General features: G+C 68.8%; 17 protein-coding genes and 1 pseudogene. 8 read left to right on the forward strand and 10 right to left on the reverse strand.

The features are described from left to right. Positions 1-870: 870 nt before the first annotated feature. Positions 871-1,692, reverse strand: coding sequence for an SGNH/GDSL hydrolase family protein (locus SD37_RS11890; RefSeq protein ID WP_044854085.1), 822 nt, complete (start codon positions 1,690-1,692; stop codon positions 871-873). Positions 1,693-1,851: 159 nt separating this feature from the next. Between SD37_RS11890 and SD37_RS11895 the strand changes: the two genes are divergently transcribed. Then, positions 1,852-2,433 (forward strand): PadR family transcriptional regulator, encoded by a 582-nt coding sequence (locus SD37_RS11895; RefSeq protein ID WP_044854086.1) that lies wholly within the window; start codon positions 1,852-1,854, stop codon positions 2,431-2,433. A gap of 320 nt (positions 2,434-2,753) precedes the next feature. Here the strand turns inward: SD37_RS11895 and SD37_RS11900 are convergent, their stop codons facing one another. Further along, positions 2,754-5,669 (reverse strand): ATP-binding protein, encoded by a 2,916-nt coding sequence (locus tag SD37_RS11900; RefSeq protein WP_044854087.1) that lies wholly within the window; start codon positions 5,667-5,669, stop codon positions 2,754-2,756. A 118-nt stretch (positions 5,670-5,787) separates the two neighbouring features. Here SD37_RS11900 and SD37_RS11905 point away from each other — a divergent pair, with 118 nt between their 5' ends. Beyond that, the gene (locus tag SD37_RS11905) at positions 5,788-7,002 is read left to right on the forward strand and encodes an SGNH/GDSL hydrolase family protein (protein ID WP_044854088.1); all 1,215 of its coding nucleotides are present in this window, start codon (positions 5,788-5,790) and stop codon (positions 7,000-7,002) included. A gap of 81 nt (positions 7,003-7,083) precedes the next feature. Beyond that, entirely contained in the window at positions 7,084-7,932 is an 849-nt protein-coding gene (locus tag SD37_RS11910) for an NAD(P)H-binding protein (protein WP_044854089.1), read from the forward strand. A gap of 333 nt (positions 7,933-8,265) precedes the next feature. Here the strand turns inward: SD37_RS11910 and SD37_RS11915 are convergent, their stop codons facing one another. Further along, on the reverse strand, positions 8,266-8,544 hold the full coding sequence (locus tag SD37_RS11915) for a DUF3892 domain-containing protein (protein ID WP_044854090.1): 279 nt from the start codon (positions 8,542-8,544) through the stop codon (positions 8,266-8,268). A 225-nt stretch (positions 8,545-8,769) separates the two neighbouring features. Here SD37_RS11915 and SD37_RS11920 point away from each other — a divergent pair, with 225 nt between their 5' ends. Continuing rightward, positions 8,770-9,363 (forward strand): hypothetical protein, encoded by a 594-nt coding sequence (locus SD37_RS11920; protein WP_044854091.1) that lies wholly within the window; start codon positions 8,770-8,772, stop codon positions 9,361-9,363. A 53-nt stretch (positions 9,364-9,416) separates the two neighbouring features. Here SD37_RS11920 and SD37_RS44220 read toward each other — a convergent pair. Both SD37_RS44220 and shbA read right to left on the reverse strand, forming a co-directional pair. Next, a pseudogene (locus SD37_RS44220) lies at positions 9,417-10,671 on the reverse strand (HNH endonuclease signature motif containing protein). Between the two features lie 116 nt (positions 10,672-10,787). Further along, complete coding sequence (gene shbA, locus SD37_RS44185; RefSeq protein WP_174567832.1) at positions 10,788-11,966, reverse strand: RNA polymerase sigma factor ShbA; 1,179 nt, start codon at positions 11,964-11,966, stop codon at positions 10,788-10,790. Positions 11,967-12,155: 189 nt separating this feature from the next. Here shbA and SD37_RS11935 point away from each other — a divergent pair, with 189 nt between their 5' ends. Then, positions 12,156-12,407: a WhiB family transcriptional regulator gene (locus tag SD37_RS11935; RefSeq protein ID WP_044854092.1), complete on the forward strand. Its 252-nt coding sequence runs from the start codon at positions 12,156-12,158 to the stop codon at positions 12,405-12,407. Positions 12,408-12,503: 96 nt separating this feature from the next. On the opposite strand, the gene SD37_RS11940 is transcribed toward SD37_RS11935, so the two are convergent. Continuing rightward, complete coding sequence (locus SD37_RS11940; protein ID WP_201788903.1) at positions 12,504-14,027, reverse strand: MDR family MFS transporter; 1,524 nt, start codon at positions 14,025-14,027, stop codon at positions 12,504-12,506. A gap of 88 nt (positions 14,028-14,115) precedes the next feature. Further along, positions 14,116-14,742 (reverse strand): TetR/AcrR family transcriptional regulator, encoded by a 627-nt coding sequence (locus tag SD37_RS11945; RefSeq protein WP_044854094.1) that lies wholly within the window; start codon positions 14,740-14,742, stop codon positions 14,116-14,118. Positions 14,743-14,842: 100 nt separating this feature from the next. On the opposite strand from SD37_RS11945, the gene SD37_RS11950 reads away from it, so the two are divergent. The 3 genes from SD37_RS11950 (at position 14,843) to SD37_RS11960 (ending at position 18,432) form a co-directional block, all read left to right on the forward strand. After that, on the forward strand, positions 14,843-15,586 hold the full coding sequence (locus tag SD37_RS11950; protein ID WP_044854095.1) for an SDR family NAD(P)-dependent oxidoreductase: 744 nt from the start codon (positions 14,843-14,845) through the stop codon (positions 15,584-15,586). Between the two features lie 176 nt (positions 15,587-15,762). Then, positions 15,763-16,956, forward strand: coding sequence for an LCP family protein (locus SD37_RS11955; protein WP_044854096.1), 1,194 nt, complete (start codon positions 15,763-15,765; stop codon positions 16,954-16,956). A 63-nt stretch (positions 16,957-17,019) separates the two neighbouring features. Continuing rightward, the gene (locus tag SD37_RS11960; protein ID WP_044854097.1) at positions 17,020-18,432 is read left to right on the forward strand and encodes a neutral zinc metallopeptidase; all 1,413 of its coding nucleotides are present in this window, start codon (positions 17,020-17,022) and stop codon (positions 18,430-18,432) included. A gap of 65 nt (positions 18,433-18,497) precedes the next feature. Here SD37_RS11960 and SD37_RS11965 read toward each other — a convergent pair whose 3' ends face one another. The 3 genes from SD37_RS11965 to SD37_RS11975 are packed head-to-tail and all read right to left on the reverse strand — an operon-like array spanning position 18,498 to position 21,353. Further along, positions 18,498-19,679 carry an acyl-CoA dehydrogenase family protein gene (locus SD37_RS11965; RefSeq protein ID WP_044854098.1) on the reverse strand — a complete coding sequence of 394 codons (1,182 nt, stop codon included), beginning with the start codon at positions 19,677-19,679 and terminating at the stop codon, positions 18,498-18,500. Between the two features lies 1 nt (position 19,680). After that, the gene (locus SD37_RS11970; protein ID WP_044854099.1) at positions 19,681-20,610 is read right to left on the reverse strand and encodes a 3-hydroxyacyl-CoA dehydrogenase NAD-binding domain-containing protein; all 930 of its coding nucleotides are present in this window, start codon (positions 20,608-20,610) and stop codon (positions 19,681-19,683) included. Beyond that, a complete protein-coding gene (locus tag SD37_RS11975) occupies positions 20,607-21,353 on the reverse strand; it encodes an acetoacetate decarboxylase (RefSeq protein ID WP_044854100.1) in 747 nt (248 codons plus the stop codon). Before SD37_RS11975 ends, SD37_RS11970 begins: the two co-directional genes overlap by 4 nt. Between the last annotated feature and the right edge of the window lies 1 nt (position 21,354).

The raw sequence follows: 21,354 nt of genomic DNA on the forward strand, positions 1-21,354 counted from the left end.
GTCGACACCGATAGTCCCAAGAGCGAGAAGCTGGACGAACAACGCGAGGTATCCAAAAATCTCGATCTCGCGGTAGACAAACTCAGAGCGGCGAGAAACGCTCGGCGTCTGCATTGGACATGGCTCGGATGCAGCATTCTCCTGATTGCACTTGACCTGCACACACCGGCAGAATCTGGCATTCAACGACACTGGCTGACATGCCGGAGCTGCGGTCTCATAATCCCTTGGCCGTCGGTTCGAGCCCGACCCGGCCCACTCCCTGGACTGCCGTTCTGCAGAGATGTCGGTCCTTCGGCGGCAATTCCGCCTCGGCGTCAATCGCGATTGGGCTTCGTTTCGTCTCCGTTTGCTCCGGTGTGCTGATAGTTGGAGAAGTGCTCTGCGGAGCCGTTGGTGGAATAGGAGCTTTTCTGCTTCCGCAGCTGGACAAGCCGGTGTGGTCGCAGGTCGGTCGTGATCCCTGTTCTCGATCTCCGAGTTCGAGGTAGTCACCCGCCTGCGAATTGACTGCTGGCAACCAGCTGGTTAAGAGAACGTGTTTCGAGTGATGTGGGACAAGACCTTTTCGGCTGATCGCCGACCATCACCTGTGTCGAATCATGCCGCGTTCTGTCGAGCTGTTCGTACAGCTCGTTCGTGGTTTGTGGTGTGGGCGCCCTGATGACGCTGTTCTGGCCGAAACCACCATCACGGTGGTCATCCCGGTCCGTGACAGACCGGACCAGCGCGAACGTGCAGCGGTGCACCCGCTGCCTTGCGTCGTCGTCGACGGCGCCTCTCGCGATCCCGCTTCGGTTGCGGCCGTCAGCGCCCGGCTGGTCGTCCGCGTGGAGAATGTCGAGCCCGCCGGTCGAGAGTCGGCAACGCTCAACTCCGCGGTCTTTCGATGCGGTGGAGTTGAGGGTGTTTGGCCGTGCGCTGGTCTCCGGAAGACCGGCCGCGCAGGCGCCTGCCGAGCCAAGGGCCGAGAAAGGTGGCTGCCCAACGCAGTTCAGTGGTGGCGCGCCATTGCGTTGACGGTGGGATGGGCAACGGTGGTGGAGGTTCGTTCCAGGAATCGTTGCTGCCCGGCAGCTGCAGGGCGTGCGCGACCGCGTCGGCGATCAGTTGATGCCCCAGGGGGCTGCAGTGCAACCGATCCTCGCTCCAGAACCGACGGTCGGCGACGGAGGGGTGTCGAGCGATGTCCGCGACGGCGACTCCGTGCCGGGCGGCTGCGGCACGGATCCGGTCGTTGATGTCGAGGATGCGGGAGCGGACCGGTCGGGCGAGGGGGATGATCCGGGTGAGGTCGGGAAAGGTCACGGTCGCCACACGGGCTCCGGCGTCGGTGAGCGCGGCGAACATCGCTTCCAGGTGATCGGCCACCGCGGAGGTCTCGACTCGGAGCCGGAGCAGGTCGTTGACTCCGGCGACCACGGTGGCCAGGTCGGGAGACAGTGCCAGAGCCGGCCCCAGTTGCCCGGCCCGGACTTCGTCCGCGCGGCGGCCACGGACGGCGAGGTTGGCGTACTGGAGATCGGGGTTGTCGATGGTGAGGTGTTCGGCGAGCCGGTCAGCCCATCCACGAAGGCCAACGATGTCGTCACCGTCGCCGACGCCTTCCGTTTGGCTGTCACCCAAGGCGACGTAGCGCAGGTACTTGCCGCTCCGAACGGGTTCCTGGGTGTCGTTCTCCTGGGGCTTCATCGGTTGGCCAGGACCACGTCGCCGACGACCGGACTGTCTCGCACCGCGGTGTGGACCTGTTCAGTGACTGTCACGCCATCCTCCTAGTCATAATGTTGACTAATCATAACCATGACTATTCTGGGCTGGCCCCCGTGTCGACGACGAGGAGATGCGCCGATGAGCTTGCGGCATGCTGTGCTCGCAGCGTTGCTGTCCGGCGAGTACAGCGGCTACCAGTTGGCCAAGGCGTTCGACGTGGGCGTCGCCAACTTCTGGTACGCCCGACCGCAGCAGCTCTACCTGGAGCTGTCCAAGCTCGAGAACGACGGGTTGATCAGCGGCCGAGAGGTGGCCCAGCAAGCCCGACCCACCAAGCGGCTGTTCATGGTCACCGCCGCCGGCCTCGCCGAACTGGCGCACTTCGCCGCCGCCGTGAGCAAGCCATCGTTCATCCGCGACGACTTGCTGGTCAAGGTCCAAGCCGTCGACCACGTCGACGCGGCACCGGTGATCGCGCAACTGGATCAACGAGCCGCAGCGGCCGCGGCCAAGGTGGAGATCCTCGACAAGATCCTGCGGCGGTTACGCGGGAATCTCGACGAGGAGACCTATCTGCGCCGCGGATCTCCGATCGGGCCCTACCTGACGTGCTTGCGCGGTCGGCGGTTCGAACAGGAACACCACGACTGGTCTGTGCGGGCCGCCGCAATCCTGCGTGATCGGGCGACTCGGAACGGTCAACAGGCGAGCGGCTGGTAGGTCTGAATGTCGTAGCCGTCACCACCAGCCCGGTCCGACCGCGACGATGGACAAGCGGCCAGGTCCTCGAGCCGTATGAGGCTGCGGTGGGCGTCGGTGAACGTGTCGCGCACCGCCGGCTCCGAAGGATCAGTCGTCGCCCTGGTTGACGATGTCGTTGATGTCCTTGCCGGAGTCAGGGATGGCATGCTGGTGCGTTCCCGCCGCTGTCCGCTCATGCGGAGTAGCGTCCAGCAGGGTGATCTGAGCCCACCGATTCGGTTCAGGAGCAACGGCGGAGTACGAATTCACTGTTGATGCCGAGAGGTTCGTCGCGGTCGTCAATCGTCAAGGTGGCGGAGCAGGCCCGCGCGATGGGCGATGGCGGCGGCCTCCGTGCGGCGGCCGGCACCGAGTTTGGTCAGGATCCGGGAAACGTGCACGCCCGCTGTGCTCGCGGAGATGAACAGTGACGCGGCGATCTGGCTGTTGGTCAGCCCGTCGGCCAGCAGACGCAGCACGTCCAGTTCCCGGGCGGTCAGGCCGAACGGATCGGCAGGTGGTAGCGAGGGTGCGGGTTCGGGCGAGGCGAGATCGACGCGGCCGCGGGCCGCGAGCAGGTCGATCTCGCGGCGGAGGCCTCCGGCGCCGAGATCGTCGGCGAGAGACGCGGCTTCCCGCAGCGGGTCCTGCGCGGCGGCGCGGTCGCCCGCCGACAGCGCCGACTCGGCGACGCCGAACAGCGCCTGGGCGAGTTCGTAGGGCTGGGACCGGCCACGCCACGCCGCCACCGCGGCGGCCCACAGCTGTGGATCGTTCTGCGCGATCTCGGCGTCGAACGCCGCCCGGTGCGCCGAGGGCACCGGGCGGTCAGCGGTCACCCGCGTCGCCACGTCCTGGAGCTGTTCAGTGCGCCGCTCGACCAGTTCGCGCCGCTGCTGGTCGCGGCCTGCCGCGTCGAGCAGCGCTCGCCGTACTCGGGTGCCCGCGCGCAGGAGCGTCCACGGGTCGCCGCGAGGACCGAGCAGGCCCGGGTCGTTCAGGGCGTCGACCAGGAGCCGGTCAGCCGCGTCGAGGTCACGCCGGGCGACCGCGAGCCGGCACCGGAACGCGGTGGCGAACACCGGTATCCCCTGCCCGGTCGGATCGGCGGGCGAACCGGCCGCGACCTCCGCCGCCGCGTTCAGGTCGCCCTGGGCCAACAGCACCTCGCCCAAGAGCGTGGTCAGCACCGCGGTCGTCATGGCAGGCGGTTCGTCGGCCAACGCGTCTTCGACGACCTCTCGCGCCTGCGCCCACCGGCCGAGCAGCCAGAGCGCCTGTGCCAGAACGCCTGTGTGGTCGGCGCCTCGCGACCGGGCCTGTCCCACACGATGGGCCGTCGCCCGGCCCTTCGCCGCGACGGCGGCGGCTGAGCCGTAGTCGCCGGTGCCCATGAGCAGGTACGCCTGGCCGAGCAGCGCGGTGAGCACGTTGTAGTGGTCGGAGGTGGCCTCCGCGATCGTGGCGGCTTCCCGGAACAGGGCGAGCGCTCGATCCTCGTCACCCCGCACCGCCGCGACCCTGGCGGACGCGATCAGCGCGGTGGCCTGGACGACGGGCAACCCGTGATCGCGGCTCAGCTCCAGTGCCTCCCGCGCGTAGCGCCCGCCCTGGTCGGGATCACGCAGCCCCACGGTGACCGCGAGCATGGCCAGCGTCTGGCCGCGCAGGTCGGGCGGCGCGTCGGCGGGCATGGTGGCGAGGGCGGTGCGGAGGTCGGCGTCGCCGTCGCGGCCGGCACGGCGGTTGAGCAGACCGCGGATGGCCAGGACGCGGGCAGGCCGCTGCGGGTCGGTCGCGGGGTCGAGTTCGTCCAACGCCCGGCTCGCCAGCGCGACGCCTCGCTCGAAGTCCCCGGTGTGGACGCACGCCCTCGCGGCGTGGTCCAGCACGACGGCCCGGGACACACCCAGGCGGGCGGCGGGCTCGGGAACCGTTTCCCAGCGGTCGAGAACCCGGTCGAGCAGCCGGAGCTGCTGTTCGTAGGCGTAGGCGCGGCCCGCGTCGGCCGCCGCCCGCCAGGACGCTTCCAGTGTCCGCGCATGGTCGCCCGCGGCGTTCCAGTGCGCGGCCAGCTCGACAGAGCCCTGCCCCTCGGGCACCAGCGCCGGATTGTCGTGGATCGCTTGGGCGCAGCGGGCATGCAGTCTGCGCCGCTCGCCGGGCAGCAGGTCGCCATACACGACGTCGCGAAGCAACGCGTGGTGGAAGGCGTACCCGTCCTCGCGCACGACCAGCAGCCGCCGGTCGACGAGCACGCGCAGCGCGGGTTCCAGCTCCTCGTCCGGCAGACGGCAGGCCAGCCCGAGCAGTTCGTGCCCGACCTCGTGACCCACGACCGCGGCCGCACGCAGCACCGACCGCCCGGTCTCAGGCAGCCGCGCGGTCACCGCGGCGAACAGATCCCGCAGTGAGGACGGGGTGCCCTTCACCGGATCGGCGGCCAGCGCCTCCACGAACAGCGGGTTGCCGTCGCTGCGCTCGTGCACGCGTGCCACCAGCGCGCGGTCAGGCTCGTGACCGAGCAGCCCGGCCAGCTGCAGGCCGACTTGTGCCCGGTCCAACGGGCCCAACTCGAACTGCAGGCCCCGGGGCCTGCGGGCGATGTCGAGCACCAGCGGACGCAGCGGGTGAGCTCCGCCGACCTCGCCCGACCGGTAGGTTCCCACCAGCAGCAGCCCCGGCTGTTCCAGGTTGCGCGCCAGATAGGCCAGCAGGTCCCGGCTGCCGGAATCGGCCCAGTGCAGGTCTTCGAGGACGACCACCAGCGGGTGCCGTGCCGCGGCGCCTTCCAGCAGCGTCACCATCTCGTCGAACAGCCTCGACCGGCCCTGCGCCGCGTCCTGGTCGGCCGGAGGATCGCCCAGTTCGGGCAACCAGCGCGCCAGGCTCAGCCGGCCGGCGGGCAGCAGGTCCCGGATCGAGTCGCCGCCGAGTTCGCGGCGCAGCCGTCGCACCACCGCCGTGAACGGTGCGAACGGCAGGCTGTCCGCGCCGAGTTCGAGGCACTCGCCGCGCACCGTCCGGGCGACGGTACCGAGCCGGTCGGTGAACTCGGCGACCAGACGGGACTTCCCGATGCCCGCCTCGCCCGCCACGACCGCGACGGCCGCCCCCTCTGCGACAGCGACCTCGCAGACCTCGCCCAACGCGGCCAGTTCGGCGTCGCGTCCGACGAGGACCGACCCGACCCCATGCACGTTCACTGACGCCATGATGCCACCACCCGCGGTGGCGTAAAGAGGTGGCGGCGGGCGCGTAAAGAGTCCGACCGGCCGACAAGGACAGTTCTCCCGATGTGGCCGAGGGGGTGCTTGAACGAGATTTGTCGGCATGGGAACCAAGGAACTGAGCCTCGTCCTCGCAGCCGCCGGTGTCGCCGGCGCCCTCATCGCACCCCCCGCCACCGCCGCCCCCGCCAACCGGTGGACCGGCACCTGGACCACCTCGATGCAGCGCCCCATGGGCGCGACCTGGCAGGGCGCGAACTGGTCGCTCGACGGGTTCGCCGGCGAGTCGGTCCGCCAGGTCGTACGCATCAGCCGGGGTGGCACGCAGGTGCGGATCCGGTTGTCCAACCGCTACGGAACTTCGCCGCTGCGGCTGGCGGGCGCCACCGTCGCCACCGCGGGCGACGGCGCGTCGATCCGGCCGAGCACAGTCCGCCCACTGCGGTTCGACCGCTCGCAGTCCACAGTGGTCCCGGTCGGCTCGGAGGTGGTCAGCGACGCGACGCTGCTGCCCACGTCCGCACTGGACCGGTTGGCGGTCACGCTGTACTTCGCCGAGCCCACCGGACCGGCGACCTTCCACGAGGCGGCGACCGCGACGACGTACCGCACCAAGGGCGACCACCGATTCGACGCCACCGGAAGGGCGTACACCGCCGAGAGCCACTCCTGGTACTACCTGTCCGGTGTGGACATCGCAGGCGGCCCGGCCCGGTCCTCGGTCGTCACGTTCGGCGACTCGATCACCGACGGCGTCAGCGCCACCAAGAACGCCGACAACCGCTATCCCGACCAGTTGGCCGAACGGCTGGTCGCGTCCGGTTTGCCGCTGGCGGTGCTCAACGCGGGCATCGCGGGCAACCGGGTGCTCGATGATTCCGACTGCTGCGGTGACAGCGCGCTGTCGCGGTTCCGCCGCGACGTCCTCGACCAGCCGGGCGTGCGCAGCGTCGTCGTCACCCAGGCGCTCAACGACATCGGCTTCAACCCGGAGGTCACCAGCGCCGAGCTGATCCAGGCGCACCGGAAGCTGATCCGGGCCGCCCGCGACCGCGGCGTCAGGATCATCGGCGGCACCGTCACCCCGATGAAGGGCTCGATGCTGGACAGCCCGCGTGGCGAACAGGTCCGCGGCGAGGTCAACCACTGGATCCGCACGGGCGGCGAGTACGACGCGGTGGTGGACTTCGCCGCCGTCCTGGCCGACCCCGCCGACCCGGCCGCGCTGCGGGCCGAGTTCGACGCCGGCGACCGGCTGCACCCCAACGACGCCGGCTTGCAGGCGATGGCCGACGCCATCGACCTTTCCAGCCTCTGACCCGAGTTCCGGGGGGACGCGACCGCCCACGTGTCGCGTCCCCTTCCTCACCGATCCCGTTCACTCAGAAGGAGAACCATCATGATCCTCGTCACCGCCGCCACCGCGCCCGTCGGCCGTGAGATCGTCGACCAGCTCACCGCCGCCGGCCACCCGGTGCGCGCCCTGACCCGCGACGCGGAGAACACCGGGCTCCCGGCCACCACCGATATCGTCGTCGGTGACCTGGCCGACCCCGAGTCCCTGGCGATCGCGATGCGCGGTGTGTCGACGGTGTTCCTGCTGGCCGTCGTACCTGGTTTCGCACCGGCGTTCTTGGCTGCCGCGAAGGAAGCGGGCGTGCGGCGCATCGTCTTCCAGTCCTCGGGCTCGGTGGACGACACCGCGGCCGAGCAGCCCCACGCCGTCGCCGCCTTCCACCACGACATCGAGCGGCAGCTCCGCGAGTCCGGTCTGGAGTGGACGATGCTGCGCCTGGAACTGTCCGCTGCCAACCCCATCCAGTGGGCGTTCGACGTGCCGGGGCAGGTGCGGGCAGGCGACGTCGTCCGAGGCCCGTACGCCCAGGCCGCCGGCGCACCGATCCACCCCGCCGACTTCGCGGCCATCGCCGTGGAAGCTCTCACCGACGACACCCACGCCGGCCGGACCTACCCGGTCACCGGCCCGCAATCGCTGACCCACGCGGAGCAGATCGCGCTCTTGGCCGAAGCGCTCGACCGCCCGCTCCGGTACGAGGAACTGCCCGTGGAGCAAGCCCGAACGGCCATGGGCCCGCACGCGCCCGCCGACGTCCTGCTCGACGACTGGGCCCGTCACCTCGACCGCCCGGCACCGATCACCGACACCATCGAAACGATCACCGGCCGACCGGGCCGCACCTATGCCCAGTGGGCCGCGGACTACCGCGGCGACTTCCTGAGTCGTTGAGGGCGTCGGGTCGTGGGGTGCCGCATTCAGTCCTCTGATGGCGTGTGCGGCGCTCCCGGAAGGCGCGTCGGGCCGGCCTGCCATCGATCAGCGAACCTCCCTTCGCCGGACCGAACGGGTATCTGGCCGGGTTGGTGTGGAAAGCGGACAAACGCGTGAACGTGCTGTGGCACAACCGCGAGGTCGTCGAAATGCCGCAGCCGCCGAACGGCACCGCGGGATTCCGTTACCACGACGCGTTTACGAGACCCTTGGCCGTCGGTTCGAGCCTGACCCGGCCCACTCCCTGGACAGCCTTTCGGCGCACCAGCCCTGATCCGTGGGCGACTCGGTTCAGAAGTGGGGAAGCTCCAGCAGGTTGTTCTTCCAGATGCCGTCCGACCGCGTGCGCAGGAATTTGGGGCCGAAGGTCGGCTTGATGATCTCGACGGCCACCCGGTGGATTCCCTCGTCCACGTAGGCCTTACCGTCATCGTCTTCGATCCACGCGACGATCGCCGAAACGAAACTCTCGCCGGTTTCACCATTGCCGGGGTTGACCCAGCGCAGTTTCGTGATGTTCTCGTGGAATTTTCCGCCTTCGAGCCGCGATGCGACGATCTTGATGGCCATGGTGCTACCTCTTCGGCTGGGTGCCCTCGAAGCGAACAGGGGTAATGCTGTACTCGCCGTCCATCCGCGCCCCGTTACGCCACCCGGGCGCCGTGCTTTGAACGTTACGAGTTCGAGCGCGGGCCCGTTCGTTCTGAGTCAGATGACGCAGACCGTGACCGTTCCGCCGTGTCAAAGTCCTCTCCACCGGCGGGGAACACCAGCCGGAAGAGAGGGGAAAGAGACATGTGCGCCGCCCGAAAGACACCGGCCCGCCTTCTGGCCACGACGGGGATCGTCGTCGCCGCGCTGGCGCTGACCGGCTGTGCCCCGGACCCCGCACCGCAGGCCGCTCCGGCGGCACCGAGCCCGGCGCCCGCGTCGTCCGCCGCCGACCCGGCGGCCTCGGTGACCTGGATGAACGGGTTCTGTGGCGCGATCAAGGGCTTCATCGACGGGAACAACAAGATGCCCGCCGCGGGTGGGGAGACCCTGGAAGCCATCAAGAAGAGCACCAGCGACCAGTTGGGGCATTACGCGGGCATTCTCGGCAAGACCGTCGACGACCTCAGCGCCTTGCCGGCCGCACCGGTCCCGGCGGGGGAGACCGCGAAAAAGGACTTCCTCGCGAAATACACCGCCGCGCACGACAAGGCCGTGAAGGCGAAAGCCGACCTCGACGCGGCGGGAAAGAACGACACGGCCGCGCAGGGCCGGGCGGTCGAAGGGCTCATCGCGGCCCAGAAGGACGCGCACAGCGCCCTCGACCCGGTGAAAGCGGTTCTGGGATCTCCGGAACTGACCACCGCGGCCGCGACCGCCGAACGCTGCCGTCCCTGACTCGATCCATAAGGGAACGCCTTTCCCGCCACTCGACCAATCCGGGTTTCGGCCTACGTTCTGAGGTGCATGGTGTTGCGTCTCGGTTGTCCGGTGGGGTCGAGGTAGGCAGGGGCGGTGAAGTCGGGGAGTCCGTCTTGGGCGATGGCGACTTTCCATTCGCTGCGGTGGATCAACCGGTGGTGCTTCGTGCAGAGCAGGACGAGGTTGTCGATTTTCGTTTCGCCGTGGTGTCGCCAGAAAACGATGTGGTGTGCGGTACAGCGCGGTACCGGCATGTCGCAGCCGGGGAAGGCGCAGCCGCCATCGCGAAGGGTCAACGCGTATTTCTGAGCGAGGGACACGGTGCGTTTGGATCGGCCGATGTCCAAGGGTTCGCCCGCGGTGCCGAGGACGCCGGGCCGGACCCGGGCATCACACGCGAGGATCCGAGCGTCGGTCGCGCTGATCGGCCCGACCAGATCCAGGTGCGCCTCGCCGATGTCCCGGATCAGGTCGTCGTAGGACATGGTGACAAGGATGTGGGTGGCCTTCCCCGCCTGGCCGGGCAGGTTCCGGCTGGTGGCCTTCAATCGCACGTAGTCGGTGAAGGCGTACCCGTAGCGTTCGTCTTGGGTGCGGGAGTCCCGGACCCCGTCGATCGCTTTGTGGGGTTTGGTCATGGGGTCGAGGTCGGATTTCAGGCGTGCGTAGGTTTCCAGGTCCAACGTGGCTTTGAGGCCGAGGGTGCCGTCACGATGCTTGACGAACCGCAACTCCGGCCGCACATCCTTCGGGTCCTCGTTGCGCGGCTCCTTCCCGTCCGGGTCCAGCTCGTCCAAGAGCCGTCGCCCGGCCCGGGCGATCTGCCGGGGCCCGGCCCGGCGAGCCAGGTCGACCAGGATCTTCTCCCCGCCCGCACCTCCTCCTCAGGGACGGTGGACGGGATCCGGGACAGGATGCGGATGATCGCGTCGACCTGACTACCGCCGATCGCGCCCTCCGCCGCGGCGTCGGCGGTCAAGGGCGCGAGAGGCGGCACGACCTCACCACCCACCACCACCCCGGATACAACGCCAGCACCCGATCGGCACGAGCAGCGGCCTCCTTGTCCGTGACCAGGAAGTCCCCGAAAATCATCGCCGCCAACGTCGCATGACCCGAACATCCACGAACACCCCGGTTATTGATTTCCGCCAGAATCGCATTCTGCTCCGCATCCAACCGGCGCTTCAACACTTCCAATTCCTGCTTACGGGCATGCAGCGTCGCAGTATCGACACGCCACCACTCGGAGCGCACCGTCTCGAGTCTGTTATCGCTGGCCACGACCCCAAGGCTACTCACGTTCGAACACCTGTGCTATAGCATATTCAGACTACAGAGGCGGCCGAAGAAGTCGCAAAGGCCATCGCACTTAGTCGACTAAAGGCGAGAAGCGGCACTCACGAGTCTTCGGTGAGGATCTTCCGAAGTCGGGTCAAAGCGCGGTGCTGAGCCACGCGCACAGCGCCCGCGGTCGAACCGACCACGCCGGCGGTCTCCTCCGCGGACAACCCGACGACGATGCGCAGGACGACGATCTCCCGCTGCTTGTCCGGCAGGATCCGCAGCAGTTCACCCATCCGATCGCTCAATTCGTTGTGCAGGGCGTGCTGTTCCGGACCGGCGGAATCCGAGACGCCGTCGGGGACTTCGGCGACCGGTTCGGAGCGGTTGCGGGCGGCGGCACGGCGGGCGTCGGCGACCTTGTGCTGGGCGATGCCGTAGACGAACGCGAGGAACGGCCGCCCTCGTTCGCGGTAGGTGGGCAGCGCGCGCAGGATCGCCACGCAGACCTCCTGCGCGACGTCGTCCGCGGAGGCGTACGTCCGTTCCTGTCTGCCGATCCGCGCCCTGCAGTACCGGATCACGAGCGGGCGGACGGTGGTCAGCAGCTGGTCCAGGGCGCGCGGGTCGCCCCGGCCCGCGGCCTCGACCGGCCCGTCGAGGGAGTACCAGTGTGACGGCGTCACCTGCTCCGGCTCGGCCTCCGCCGGGGTGCCCGGTTCCACCAGGGCGAGTTCCCGGATCATCGCGCGGTTCTTGATCCGGGACAGGGTGTCCTCGACGTCGAGGCCGACCCGCAGCGCGTCGACGAAGGCGACGTTGGCGTTGTCCAGGCGGGTGACGAACCCGGGATCGTGCTCCTCCAGGCGGCCGCGCGCGTGGCGCAGTGTCGCGCTGACGGCTTCGTCCGCGATACCGAGCATTCCGGCGATCTCCCTCGTCGTGAAGCCGTCCAGCGCCCAGGCCATGCCGAGTTGCTGGCGTTTCGGGAGCCTTCCGAGCATGGTCAGGACGGCCGATGCCTCGTCGGCGAGGACGGTGAGCTTGTCCTCCCGGCCTGCGTCGGTGAAGGCCCAGTCGGCCCGGACGGCGGTCTGCTCCTTCGCCCGCCGGTAACCGACGCGGCGCACCCAGGACTTCGGATGGGTGATGGTCCGCCAGTCCTCGTAGGCGTTGAGCATCGCTTCCGCCGCCGCGTCCCGCGCCGGGTCCAGTGCGAACCCCGCCTTGCACAGGAAGCCGGTGAGCAGCGGAAAGTCGGCGTGGAAGAACTCGTCGAACTCGTCGTGTCCCATCACCCGCACTCACCGCTCTCAGCCGCCGGACGCGAATGCCCTCGAAGGACAGGTGCACTGAGCGGGCCGCTGAGTGTAACGATTCGGTCAAGGTGATGTTTGCGCCGCCCACCCGGGCGGATACCCGGTTTCGGACGGAAGTCGTTTGACGAGGAAGGGAAAATCGAAGGAAAAGGAGGTGATAGGAAAATGGAAATGAGGATGGCGGGGGACCTCACCGAGGCCGCTTGCCGCGGTGAGGATCCCGAACTGTTCTTTCCGGTCACCGAAACCGGTCCTGGCGCACGGCAGGTGGCCAGGGCGAAGGCCGTCTGCGCGCGGTGCCCGGTCACTTCGGCCTGTCTGGCCTTCGCCTTGGACAACGGGCTCGCCCATGGTGTTTTCGGCGGGCTGACGGACAGCGAACGGCGTCGCCCGATTCGCGTTCGCAGCGCGGCCTGAATCCAGTCGACAGCGCGACCGATTTTCCCGATGGGCTTTCGTGCGCGAAAAAGAGGGGCCCGGTGCGGTGCACCGGGCCCCTCTCTCGTGGCGACGTCAGACGACGGCGTCGGCCGCGGTCTCCTCGGCCAGCCGTTCGTTCCCCGACTGGGTCTTCAGCGGCTTGTGCTTCAGGAAGGCGACCGCGACGACGACCAGCAGCGCGATCGGCGCGCTGATCAGGAACAACTCGCTGGTCGCTTCGCCGTAGGCCTCGCGGACGACGGTCGCGACCGGCTCGGGCAGCGTGGCGATGTTCGGCACCGCGCCGCCTTCCCCGCCGCCGGGCAGGGGCCCGAGCTGCTCCGTGATCAGCGCGGTGACCCGGTTCGCGAGCACCGCGCCCAGCGCGCTCACGCCGATCGAGCCGCCGAGACTCCGGAAGAACGACAGCGTGGAGGTCGCCGTCCCGAGGTCGTGCGCGTCGACGTCGTTCTGCGACACCAGGACGAGGTTCTGCATCAGCATGCCGACGCCGACCCCGAGTACCACCATGAACGCGCTGAGCACGACGAGGTTCGTGTGCGCGTCGAGCGTCCCCAGCAGGGCGAGGCCCGCGGTCATCAGCACCGAGCCGAGCAGCAGATGGCTCTTCCACTTGCCGGTCCGGCTGATCAGCTGGCCCGAGACCGTCGAAGAGACGAGGAGCCCGAAGATCATCGGCAGGCTCAGCAGTCCGGCCACCGTCGGCGACTTGCCGAGCGACAACTGGAAGTACTGCGACAGGAACACCGTCCCGCCGAACATCGCGACGCCGACGAGGAAGCTCGCGAGGGTGGTCAGGGTGACCGTGTGGTTGCGGAACAGCCCCAGCGGCAGGATCGGCTCGGCCACCTTCGACTCGACGTAGACGGCGAGGGCGAGGATGACCACGCCGGCGGTCACCAGGCCGACCGTCCACCACGAGCCCCACGCGAACTGGTGCCCGGCCAGCGAGGACCAGACAAGCAGCGTCGAGACACCGGCCATGATCAGGAACGCGCCGAGGTAGTCGACCTTCACCTCGCGCCGGATGGTCGGCAGGTTCAGGGTGCGCTGCAGCAGCAGGATCGCCGCGATCGCGAACGGGACACCGAGGAAGAAGCACCAGCGCCAGCCGAGCCACGAGGTGTCCACCAGGACGCCGCCGATCAGCGGACCCGCGATGGTCCCCACGGCGAACACGGCTCCGAAGATCCCCGAGTACTTGCCGAGTTCCCGCGGCGAGACGATGGCGGCCATGATCACCTGCGCGAGCGCGGTGAGCCCGCCCGCGCCGACGCCCTGCGCGACCCGGCTGCCGATCAGGAGCTCGATGTTGCCCGCGAACCCGGCGACCAGCGAACCGACCACGAACAACCCGAGCGAGAGCTGGATCAGCAGCTTCTTGTTGTACAGATCGGAAAGCTTGCCCCAGAGCGGGACCGTCGCGGTCATCGCGAGCAGTTCGGTGGTGACCACCCAGGTGTAGGAGGACTGCGAGCCGCCCAGTTCGGAAACGATGCGCGGCAACGCGTTCGCGACCACCGTCGAGGCGAGGATGGCGACGAACATGCCCATCATCAGTCCCGACATCGCTTCGAGGACCTGCTTGCGGTCCATCGAGCCCGGTGGTGAATCCGGTTCCCCTGGTTCGGTCATGGCTGCGGACATGGTCGTCCCCCTTCGTGTTCCTGTGGTGCCGGGCGGGTCAGCGCGCGCGGCGGCCGGGCTCGGGCAGCCCGGCGAGAAGCATTTCGACGGCGTCGTCCAGCAGATCGGTGGCGGAGATCCGGCCGTCGTGCTGGTACCAGAGCATGAGTACGGCGTTGACCGCGCCGCCGAGCGCGGACAGCAGCAGCGCCGGGTACAGATCGGCTTTGGGATCCACGCCGGTGCGGCGCGCGATCGCCTCGACCATCGGCGCGATGGTGTCGTGGTTCATGGCCACCGCGCGGGAATGCAGGGTGGCGTTCTCCTGGATGGCCTTCATCCGGCCGAGCCACTCTTCGCGGTTCTCGTCGACGTGGGAGAAGTCCTCCATGATCGCTTGGATCAAGGCGCGGGGAGTGTTGACTTCCTTCGGCGTGGCAAGGAACTTCTCGATGGTGCGCCGCGTCCGCTCGGCGCTGTCGGCGTGCGCGATGACGACAGCGTCCTCTTTGGACGCGAAGTAGTTGAAGAAGGTGCGGGGTGAGACCCCCGCCGCCGCGCTGATGTCCTCGACCGTCACCTGGTCCAGACCGCGTTCGGCGACGAGCCGGACGGCGGTGGTCGCCAGCGCGCGGTGGGTTTCCAGCCGCTTGCGCTCGCGGAGTCCTTTGACGGGTTCGGGCATGGGTACCACGATACGGCTAAAGATGCAGAAACTGCAAAATTGCAGTTTGTGAATCGTGCCACTGGCGAACGGCCGCGCCGCGCCTGGCAGACTGCGGCGGGTGAGCGGAACGGTGCTGGTACTGGGCGGACGCAGCGAGATCGGCCTCGCGGTCGCCGAACGGCTCGCCAAGGGCGGCGGGCGCAAGATCGTGCTGGCCGCGCGGCGGAGCGCGGACCTCGGGGCGGAGTCCGGGCGGCTGCTGGCCGCGGGGGCGGAGACGGTCGACGCGGTCGAGTTCGACGCCGACGACCTCGCCGGGCACGGTCCCTTCCTGGAGAAGGTCGTCGCGGAGCACGGGCCGCTCGACGTCGTCGTCACCGCTTTCGGGATCCTCGGCGACCAGGCGCGCGCCGAAGCGGACGCCGCCCACGCCGTCGCGATCGTGCACACCGACTATGTGGCTCATGTGAGTGTGCTGACGCAAGTGGCCACTGTGCTTCGTGCGCAAGGAAGCGGAAGCCTCGTGGTGTTCTCGTCGGTCGCCGGGGTGCGGGTCCGCCGGGCGAACTACGTCTATGGATCGGCCAAGGCGGGCCTCGACGGTTTCGCGAGCGGCCTGGCCGACGCGTTGCACGGCACCGGGGTGCACCTCCTGCTCGTCCGGCCCGGCTTCGTGATCGGCCGGATGACGGAAGGGATGGCCCCCGCGCCGTTCTCGAGCACTCCCGATCAGGTCGCCGACGCGACGGTCGACGCGCTCCGCAAACGCCGGGGTACGGTGTGGGTGCCGGGACTGCTGAGGCTGGTGTTCGCGGTGATGCGCGTGGTGCCACGGGCGATCTGGCGCCGCATGCCGCGCTAGTTCTAGCGCAGCGCGGTCGATCCGGTACACGGCGTCGCGATCGGCTGTCCGCTTGATCACTTTCGCTGGTCCGAACGGGCTTTAAGACCCGTTCATGACACATTTCTCAGGTATTTCCCAGCTAACGCGGTGATCCTCGAGCACGGGGGATCATTCACGGAAGCGGGGAGAGGGTCGTGCTGCTCACGTCGCGAGGACGGCGGATCGGCGGCCGCGTCGCACTGGGCCTGGTGTCGACGGTCGTGCTGGGGGTCACGGGGTACGCGTGGACCCAGTTGAGCCGTCTGGACGGCGCGATCGTCACGGCCGACGTGATCGCGCCCTCGGCCCAGGTGCCCGACGGGCCGCCGGGCGAACCGCTGCGGGTGGCGCAGAACATCCTGCTCGTCGGCATCGACTCGCGGACCGACTCCAACGGGAACCCATTGCCGCAGAACGTACTCGACGCGTTGCACGCCGGAAGCGGGGACGACGGCGGCGACACCACCGACACCATGATCGTGGTCCACATCCCGGCGGGCGGGGCCGCGGCGACCGCCATCTCCATCCCGCGCGATTCCTATGTGGACATCGCGGGCGGATTCGGCAAGCACAAGATCAATTCGGCGTACAGCCGCGGCAAGAACGCCGCGATGAACTCCCTGCGCGCGCAGGGGCTGAGCGGCCCGCAGCTGGAGGTCAAGGCCAACGAGGCGGGCGCCAAGCTCACCATCCAGACGATCGAGCAGTTCACCGGTCTGTCCATCAACCACTACGCCGCCGTCAACCTCGCCGGGTTCTCGTCGCTGAGCGAAGCGGTCGGCGGGGTCGAGGTCTGCCTCAAGGAACCGGTGCAGGACAAGTTCTCCGGGGCTTCGTTCCCGGCCGGGAAGCAGACGCTCTCCGGACCGCAGGCGCTCGCCTTCGTGCGGCAGCGGCACGGGTTGCCCAGCGACCTCGACCGCATCGCGCGGCAGCAGGCGTTCCTTTCGAGTATGGCCAAGACCGTCCTGGGCGCCGGGACGTTCACCGACCCCACGCGGCTGAGCGCCTTGGTCGGCGCGATCGGTGGCTCGGTCGTCCTCGACCGCGGCTGGGACGTGCTGAGCTTCGCGCAACAGCTGCGGGGGATGAGCGCGGGAGCGCTGAAGTTCCAGACGATCCCGGTCCAGAGCCTTTCCCTGCCGACGCCTTCCGACGGCGACGCGGTGAAGGTGGATCCGGCGGAGGTTAAGGCGTTCGTGCAGGCCACGCTGACGTCGACGAGCGTCGCGGCGGTGGGGGAGCCGACGAGCGGCATCGGGGTCAAGCCGGTGGCGGCCACCTCGTCGGTGTCCGCCCCGCCGAGTTCGTCTTCCGCTTCCACGCCGCCGGACGGCTGCGTGAACTGACGTCGCGTTCAGAGGACCAAATGCGCTGAACCGCGTCGCGTCGCCGGCCGTGTCGATGATGTGATGACGCGTCGATCCGGCTGGGCGATCCTGGTGAGCCTGGCCCTCTGCCTCACCGGGTGCGCCACGACCGTCCGGGGAGCGGCACAGCCGGTGGATCCCACCCGGGTCGCCGGGCTCGCGATCACCGACGGGCCCAGCGGGCTGAAACCCGGGGTGCTCGACGCCGCCCTGCCGGTCGACGGCGGGGACGGCGGCGAGATCGACAAGCTCGCGGCCAACGCCGTCGCCGACGTCCAGCGGTACTGGCGCGAGCAGCTGCCCGCGGTCTTCAACCGCGAGTTCCGGCCGCTGGCCACCCTCGCCTCCTACGATTCCGCCGGTCGCGGCCGCGTGCTCTGCGGAGCCCCCACGGCGGGGCTGGTCAACGCGTTCTACTGCGCCACCGACGACGTCGTCGCGTGGGACCGCGGTGAACTGCTGCCGATGCTCAACGACTCTATCGGCCAGGCGGCGGTCATGGCCGTGCTCGCGCACGAGATCGGCCACGCCGTCCAATTCCGGCTCGGCCTTCCGGGCGCCACCCCGTCGATCGTCAAGGAACAGCAGGCGGACTGCTACACCGGGGCGTATCTCCGCTGGGTCGCCGAGGGGAAGTCGCCGATGTTCCAGGTGTCCACCGGGCGCGGGCTCAACGAGGTGCTCACCGCGCTGTTCCAGATCCGCGACTCCGCCGGCGTCGCCTTCGACGACGCCGGCGCGCACGGCAACGCGTTCGATCGGGTCTCGGCGTTCCAGTTCGGCTTCACCGACGGACCGGCGCGCTGCGCGAAGATCGACGAGCGGGAGATCGAAGGCCGCAGCACCCAGGGCGGTTTCGGCTCGGCCGCGGCGAACGAGCGGGCGGCGGCGGAGAACGTCCGCCTCGACGACCGTGCGGCACTGGCCGACCTCACCACCAGTCTCCGGCAGGCATTCCGACTCGCGGCCACCCCGCCGACGCTCACCACCGGTGCCGCGTGCGGCGTGACGGCGGAGGACGCGCTCGCGTCGTACTGCTCGGAGTCCAACCAGATCAACCTCGACCTCGAAGGCCTGGTGCGGATCGGCACTCCGCCGCGTCGAGGGCGGCAAGGTGGCATCGGCGACTTCGCCGCGTTCGCCGAGGTCGCGTCGCGCTACACCCTCGCCGTCCAGCAGGAGGGCGGGTTCCGGCTCGACGGCCCGGTGGCCGCGCAGCGCACGGCTTGCCTCACCGGGTTCTGGGCATCGACCATTGTGGACGGTCGGCGCGGATCGCTGACGTTGGCGCCGGGCGATCTCGACGAGGCCATCGCCGAGATGCTGACCCGGAACAGCCTGATCGCGGCGGACGTCCGGGGCCGGACGGTCCCGGCGGGCTTCGCCAGGGTCGCCGCCTTCCGGGACGGCTTCTCCTCCGGCGACCAGGAGACCTGCGGCAAGAAATACCGCTAGCGCGTGAAGGCCCCCTTCCCTCGGCTCAGCCGAGGGAAGGGGGCCTTCACGCGCAAAGCGTCAGGTCACACGAAGGCGCTTTGGCCGGTGATGGCCTTCCCGACGATCAGCGTGTTCATCTCCCGCGTGCCTTCGAACGAGTAGATCGCCTCGGCGTCGGTGAAGAACCGCATGATGTCGTTGTCCAGCACGATCCCGTTGCCGCCGAAGATCTCGCGGCCCCAGGCGACGACCTCCCGCATCCGCGAGGTCACGAACGCCTTCGCCAGTGACGAGTGCTCGTCCTTGAAGATCCCGGCGTCCTGCAGCCTCGCGAGCTGCACCAGCATGCCCCACGACGCGGTGATGTTGCCGAGGCTCTTCACCAGCAGGTCCTGCACCAGCTGGAACCGCGCGATCGGGCGGCCGAACTGCTCGCGCTTCTTGGCGTAGTCCAGCGCCAGCTCGTAGGCGCCGATCATCACGCCCAGCGCCTGCCACGCCACGCCGCCGCGGGTCGCCCGCAGGATCTCCGCGACGTCGCGGAAGGAGTTGATGCCCTGCAGCCGGTTGGCCTCCGGGACGCGGACGTCGGTCAGCGTGATCTCCGCGTTCTCCACGATCCGGAACGCGAACTTGTTCTCGATCTTGACCGGGACGAACCCGGGGGAGTCCTTCTCGACCACGAAACCCTTGACGTGGTTGTCGTCCACGTCGCGGGCCCACACGATGACCAGGTCGGCGAAGGTCGCGTTGCCGATCCACTTCTTGGCACCGTTCAGGATCCAGGTGTCGCCGTCCCGCTTCGCTGTGGTCCGCATACCGCCCGCGACGTCGGAACCACCGAGCGGCTCGGTCATCGCGAACGCGCCGATCTTGTCCATCGCCGCCATCGACGGGAGCCAGCGGTCGCGCTGCTCCTGGTCGCCGCCGGAGTAGATGCTGTACATCGCGAGTCCGTTGTGGACACCGAAGAACGTGGCCACGGAAGGATCCGTGCGGGTCATCTCCATCGCCATCATGCCGCTGAGCAGGTGACTGGTGGCGGGCAGGTGCTCGCCGTAGCCTTCGTACGGCAGCCCGGCGAGGCCGAGTTCGCGGAACTTGCCGACGAGTTCGTGCGGGAACTCGCCCTTGGCCCAGTATTCGTTCACGAGCGGCTTGACCTCGGTGCGCATGAAGTCGCGGGCCTTGAGCAGCAGCTTGCGCTCCTCGTCCGGCAGCAGCGCTTCGTAGTCGTAGAAGTCGGCGGTCAGCTGGTCGTCCATCTCAGTTCTCCTCCCTGGTGGCACTGTCCAAAGCGGACAGCACCGCGAGCTGCTTGCGGTCGCGCGCCTCGGCGAGTTCCGAGTACGTGGAGGAGCCGTAAGCGGATTCCACGGCTTCGATGAGCCGTTCCTGTTCTTCCTGGTTCTGCGAGGGCTGGCCGAGGCCCGCCCACATCTGCTTCATCGACTTGCCGATGTGCTCGGCCATGTGCCGGTAACCGCCGGGGCCGCCGCCCAGATGCGAGCCGAGGAACGGCCCGACGGTCGACCAGCGGATGCCGAGCGAGTTCGTCATCACGGTGTCCAATTCGGACGGTGACACGACGCCCTGTTCCACCAGGTAGATCGCTTCGCGGCTCAGCGCGTTCTGTAGCCGGTTGCCGACGAAGCCGGGGATCTCCTTGCGCTCCACCACCGGGGTGCGGCCGACGAACCGGTAGAACTCGACGGCGCGGTCCACCGACTCGGTGCTGGTGCGCTCCCCGGGGACGACCTCGACCAGCGGGATCAGGTGCGGCGGGTTGAACGGGTGCCCGATCAGGACACGGGACGCGTCGTCGAGGTCCGCCGCGAAGGCCGTCGAAGGGATCGCCGACGACGAGCTGAGCAGCAACGCGTGCGACGGCGCCTCGCGGACCAGCGTCGCGAACAGGTCCTGTTTGAACTCGACGTTCTCAGGCCCGTTCTCCTGCACGACGTCCGCGTGCCGGACGGCTTCCGCGACATCGGTGGCGAGGTGGACGCGAGGGGCGAGGTCCGCGGCGTCCCGGCCGAGATGCGGGGCGAACGTCTCCAGTGCGTCGGCGACGGCGTCGGCGAGGTCCGGCCGCGGGTCCGAGACCCAGACCTCCATGTCGTGCGCGGCGAACAACGCCGTCCACGAAAGGCCGATCGTGCCCGCGCCGATCACCGCGGCTGTCCGGAAAGTCATGACCGTGCTCCCTTCAAGTAGTCGAAGACCGGCTTGACCGGGGCGAGCGTCAGGTCGGTGAGGATGTGGCTCGCCGAAACGACCTCCAGCACCGGGAGATCGGCGAGCGGCGCCAGGACGTGCTGGAACAGCTGCAACCGCGCCGGGCCGGTCCACGCGTCCTTGACCACCACGTCGGTGATCTCGGTGCGGACCAGTTCGAAGACCCGCGGCGAACCGTCGTAGTCCGGGATGATCTTGAGCATGAACGTCGGCACGGTGATCTGTGCTTCGGCCTCGCGGACGTCCAGCCGGTGGTGCTTGTAGCCCATGGTCGCGGTCGCGACCCGCTGGCTGCCGTAGTCGAGTGTCCCGACGAGCGCGCCGTCCTCGGCGAAGAGCTTCGGCGAACCGATCGTCTTCGGGTAGGCGCTGATCTCGCGGCCGGAGGCGGTGGCCGGGAAGTTGTCGAGGTACATCGCGTGCAGGTACTCGCCACGCTCGCCCTCGAAGCTCACCGGGATCGCCTGGCCGGACTCGGTGTAGGGCCCGTATCCGCTGACGTCGCCCATCTTCATCACCTCGAACCGCACCAGCGGCTCGTCGATTTCCAAGGGCTCCGGGACGACGGCGCGCAGGGCGTCCGCGTCGGTGCGGTAGACGATGTTCAGGTACTCGCGGTTGGTGAACCGGGGCACCACCGGTGCGTACGCCGGATTCGTGAGCGGGGTCGTCACGTGCTGGAGAAGTTCTTGTTGCTTCATC

Origin of the sequence: Amycolatopsis orientalis (assembly GCF_000943515.2) — a bacterium.
Taxonomy (GTDB): Bacteria; Actinomycetota; Actinomycetes; order Mycobacteriales; family Pseudonocardiaceae; genus Amycolatopsis; species Amycolatopsis orientalis.

Coding starts and splice junctions, on each gene's coding strand:
- SD37_RS11890 (WP_044854085.1), bottom strand. CDS start 1,692: ATGAAGCCCCAGGAGAACGACACCCAGGAACCCGTTCGGAGCGGCAAG.
- SD37_RS11895 (WP_044854086.1), top strand. CDS start 1,852: ATGAGCTTGCGGCATGCTGTGCTCGCAGCGTTGCTGTCCGGCGAGTAC.
- SD37_RS11900 (WP_044854087.1), bottom strand. CDS start 5,669: ATGGCGTCAGTGAACGTGCATGGGGTCGGGTCGGTCCTCGTCGGACGC.
- SD37_RS11905 (WP_044854088.1), top strand. CDS start 5,788: ATGGGAACCAAGGAACTGAGCCTCGTCCTCGCAGCCGCCGGTGTCGCC.
- SD37_RS11910 (WP_044854089.1), top strand. CDS start 7,084: ATGATCCTCGTCACCGCCGCCACCGCGCCCGTCGGCCGTGAGATCGTC.
- SD37_RS11915 (WP_044854090.1), bottom strand. CDS start 8,544: ATGGCCATCAAGATCGTCGCATCGCGGCTCGAAGGCGGAAAATTCCAC.
- SD37_RS11920 (WP_044854091.1), top strand. CDS start 8,770: ATGTGCGCCGCCCGAAAGACACCGGCCCGCCTTCTGGCCACGACGGGG.
- shbA (WP_174567832.1), bottom strand. CDS start 11,966: ATGGGACACGACGAGTTCGACGAGTTCTTCCACGCCGACTTTCCGCTG.
- SD37_RS11935 (WP_044854092.1), top strand. CDS start 12,156: ATGGAAATGAGGATGGCGGGGGACCTCACCGAGGCCGCTTGCCGCGGT.
- SD37_RS11940 (WP_201788903.1), bottom strand. CDS start 14,027: ATGGACCGCAAGCAGGTCCTCGAAGCGATGTCGGGACTGATGATGGGC.
- SD37_RS11945 (WP_044854094.1), bottom strand. CDS start 14,742: ATGCCCGAACCCGTCAAAGGACTCCGCGAGCGCAAGCGGCTGGAAACC.
- SD37_RS11960 (WP_044854097.1), top strand. CDS start 17,020: ATGACGCGTCGATCCGGCTGGGCGATCCTGGTGAGCCTGGCCCTCTGC.
- SD37_RS11965 (WP_044854098.1), bottom strand. CDS start 19,679: ATGGACGACCAGCTGACCGCCGACTTCTACGACTACGAAGCGCTGCTG.
- SD37_RS11970 (WP_044854099.1), bottom strand. CDS start 20,610: ATGACTTTCCGGACAGCCGCGGTGATCGGCGCGGGCACGATCGGCCTT.
- SD37_RS11975 (WP_044854100.1), bottom strand. CDS start 21,353: ATGAAGCAACAAGAACTTCTCCAGCACGTGACGACCCCGCTCACGAAT.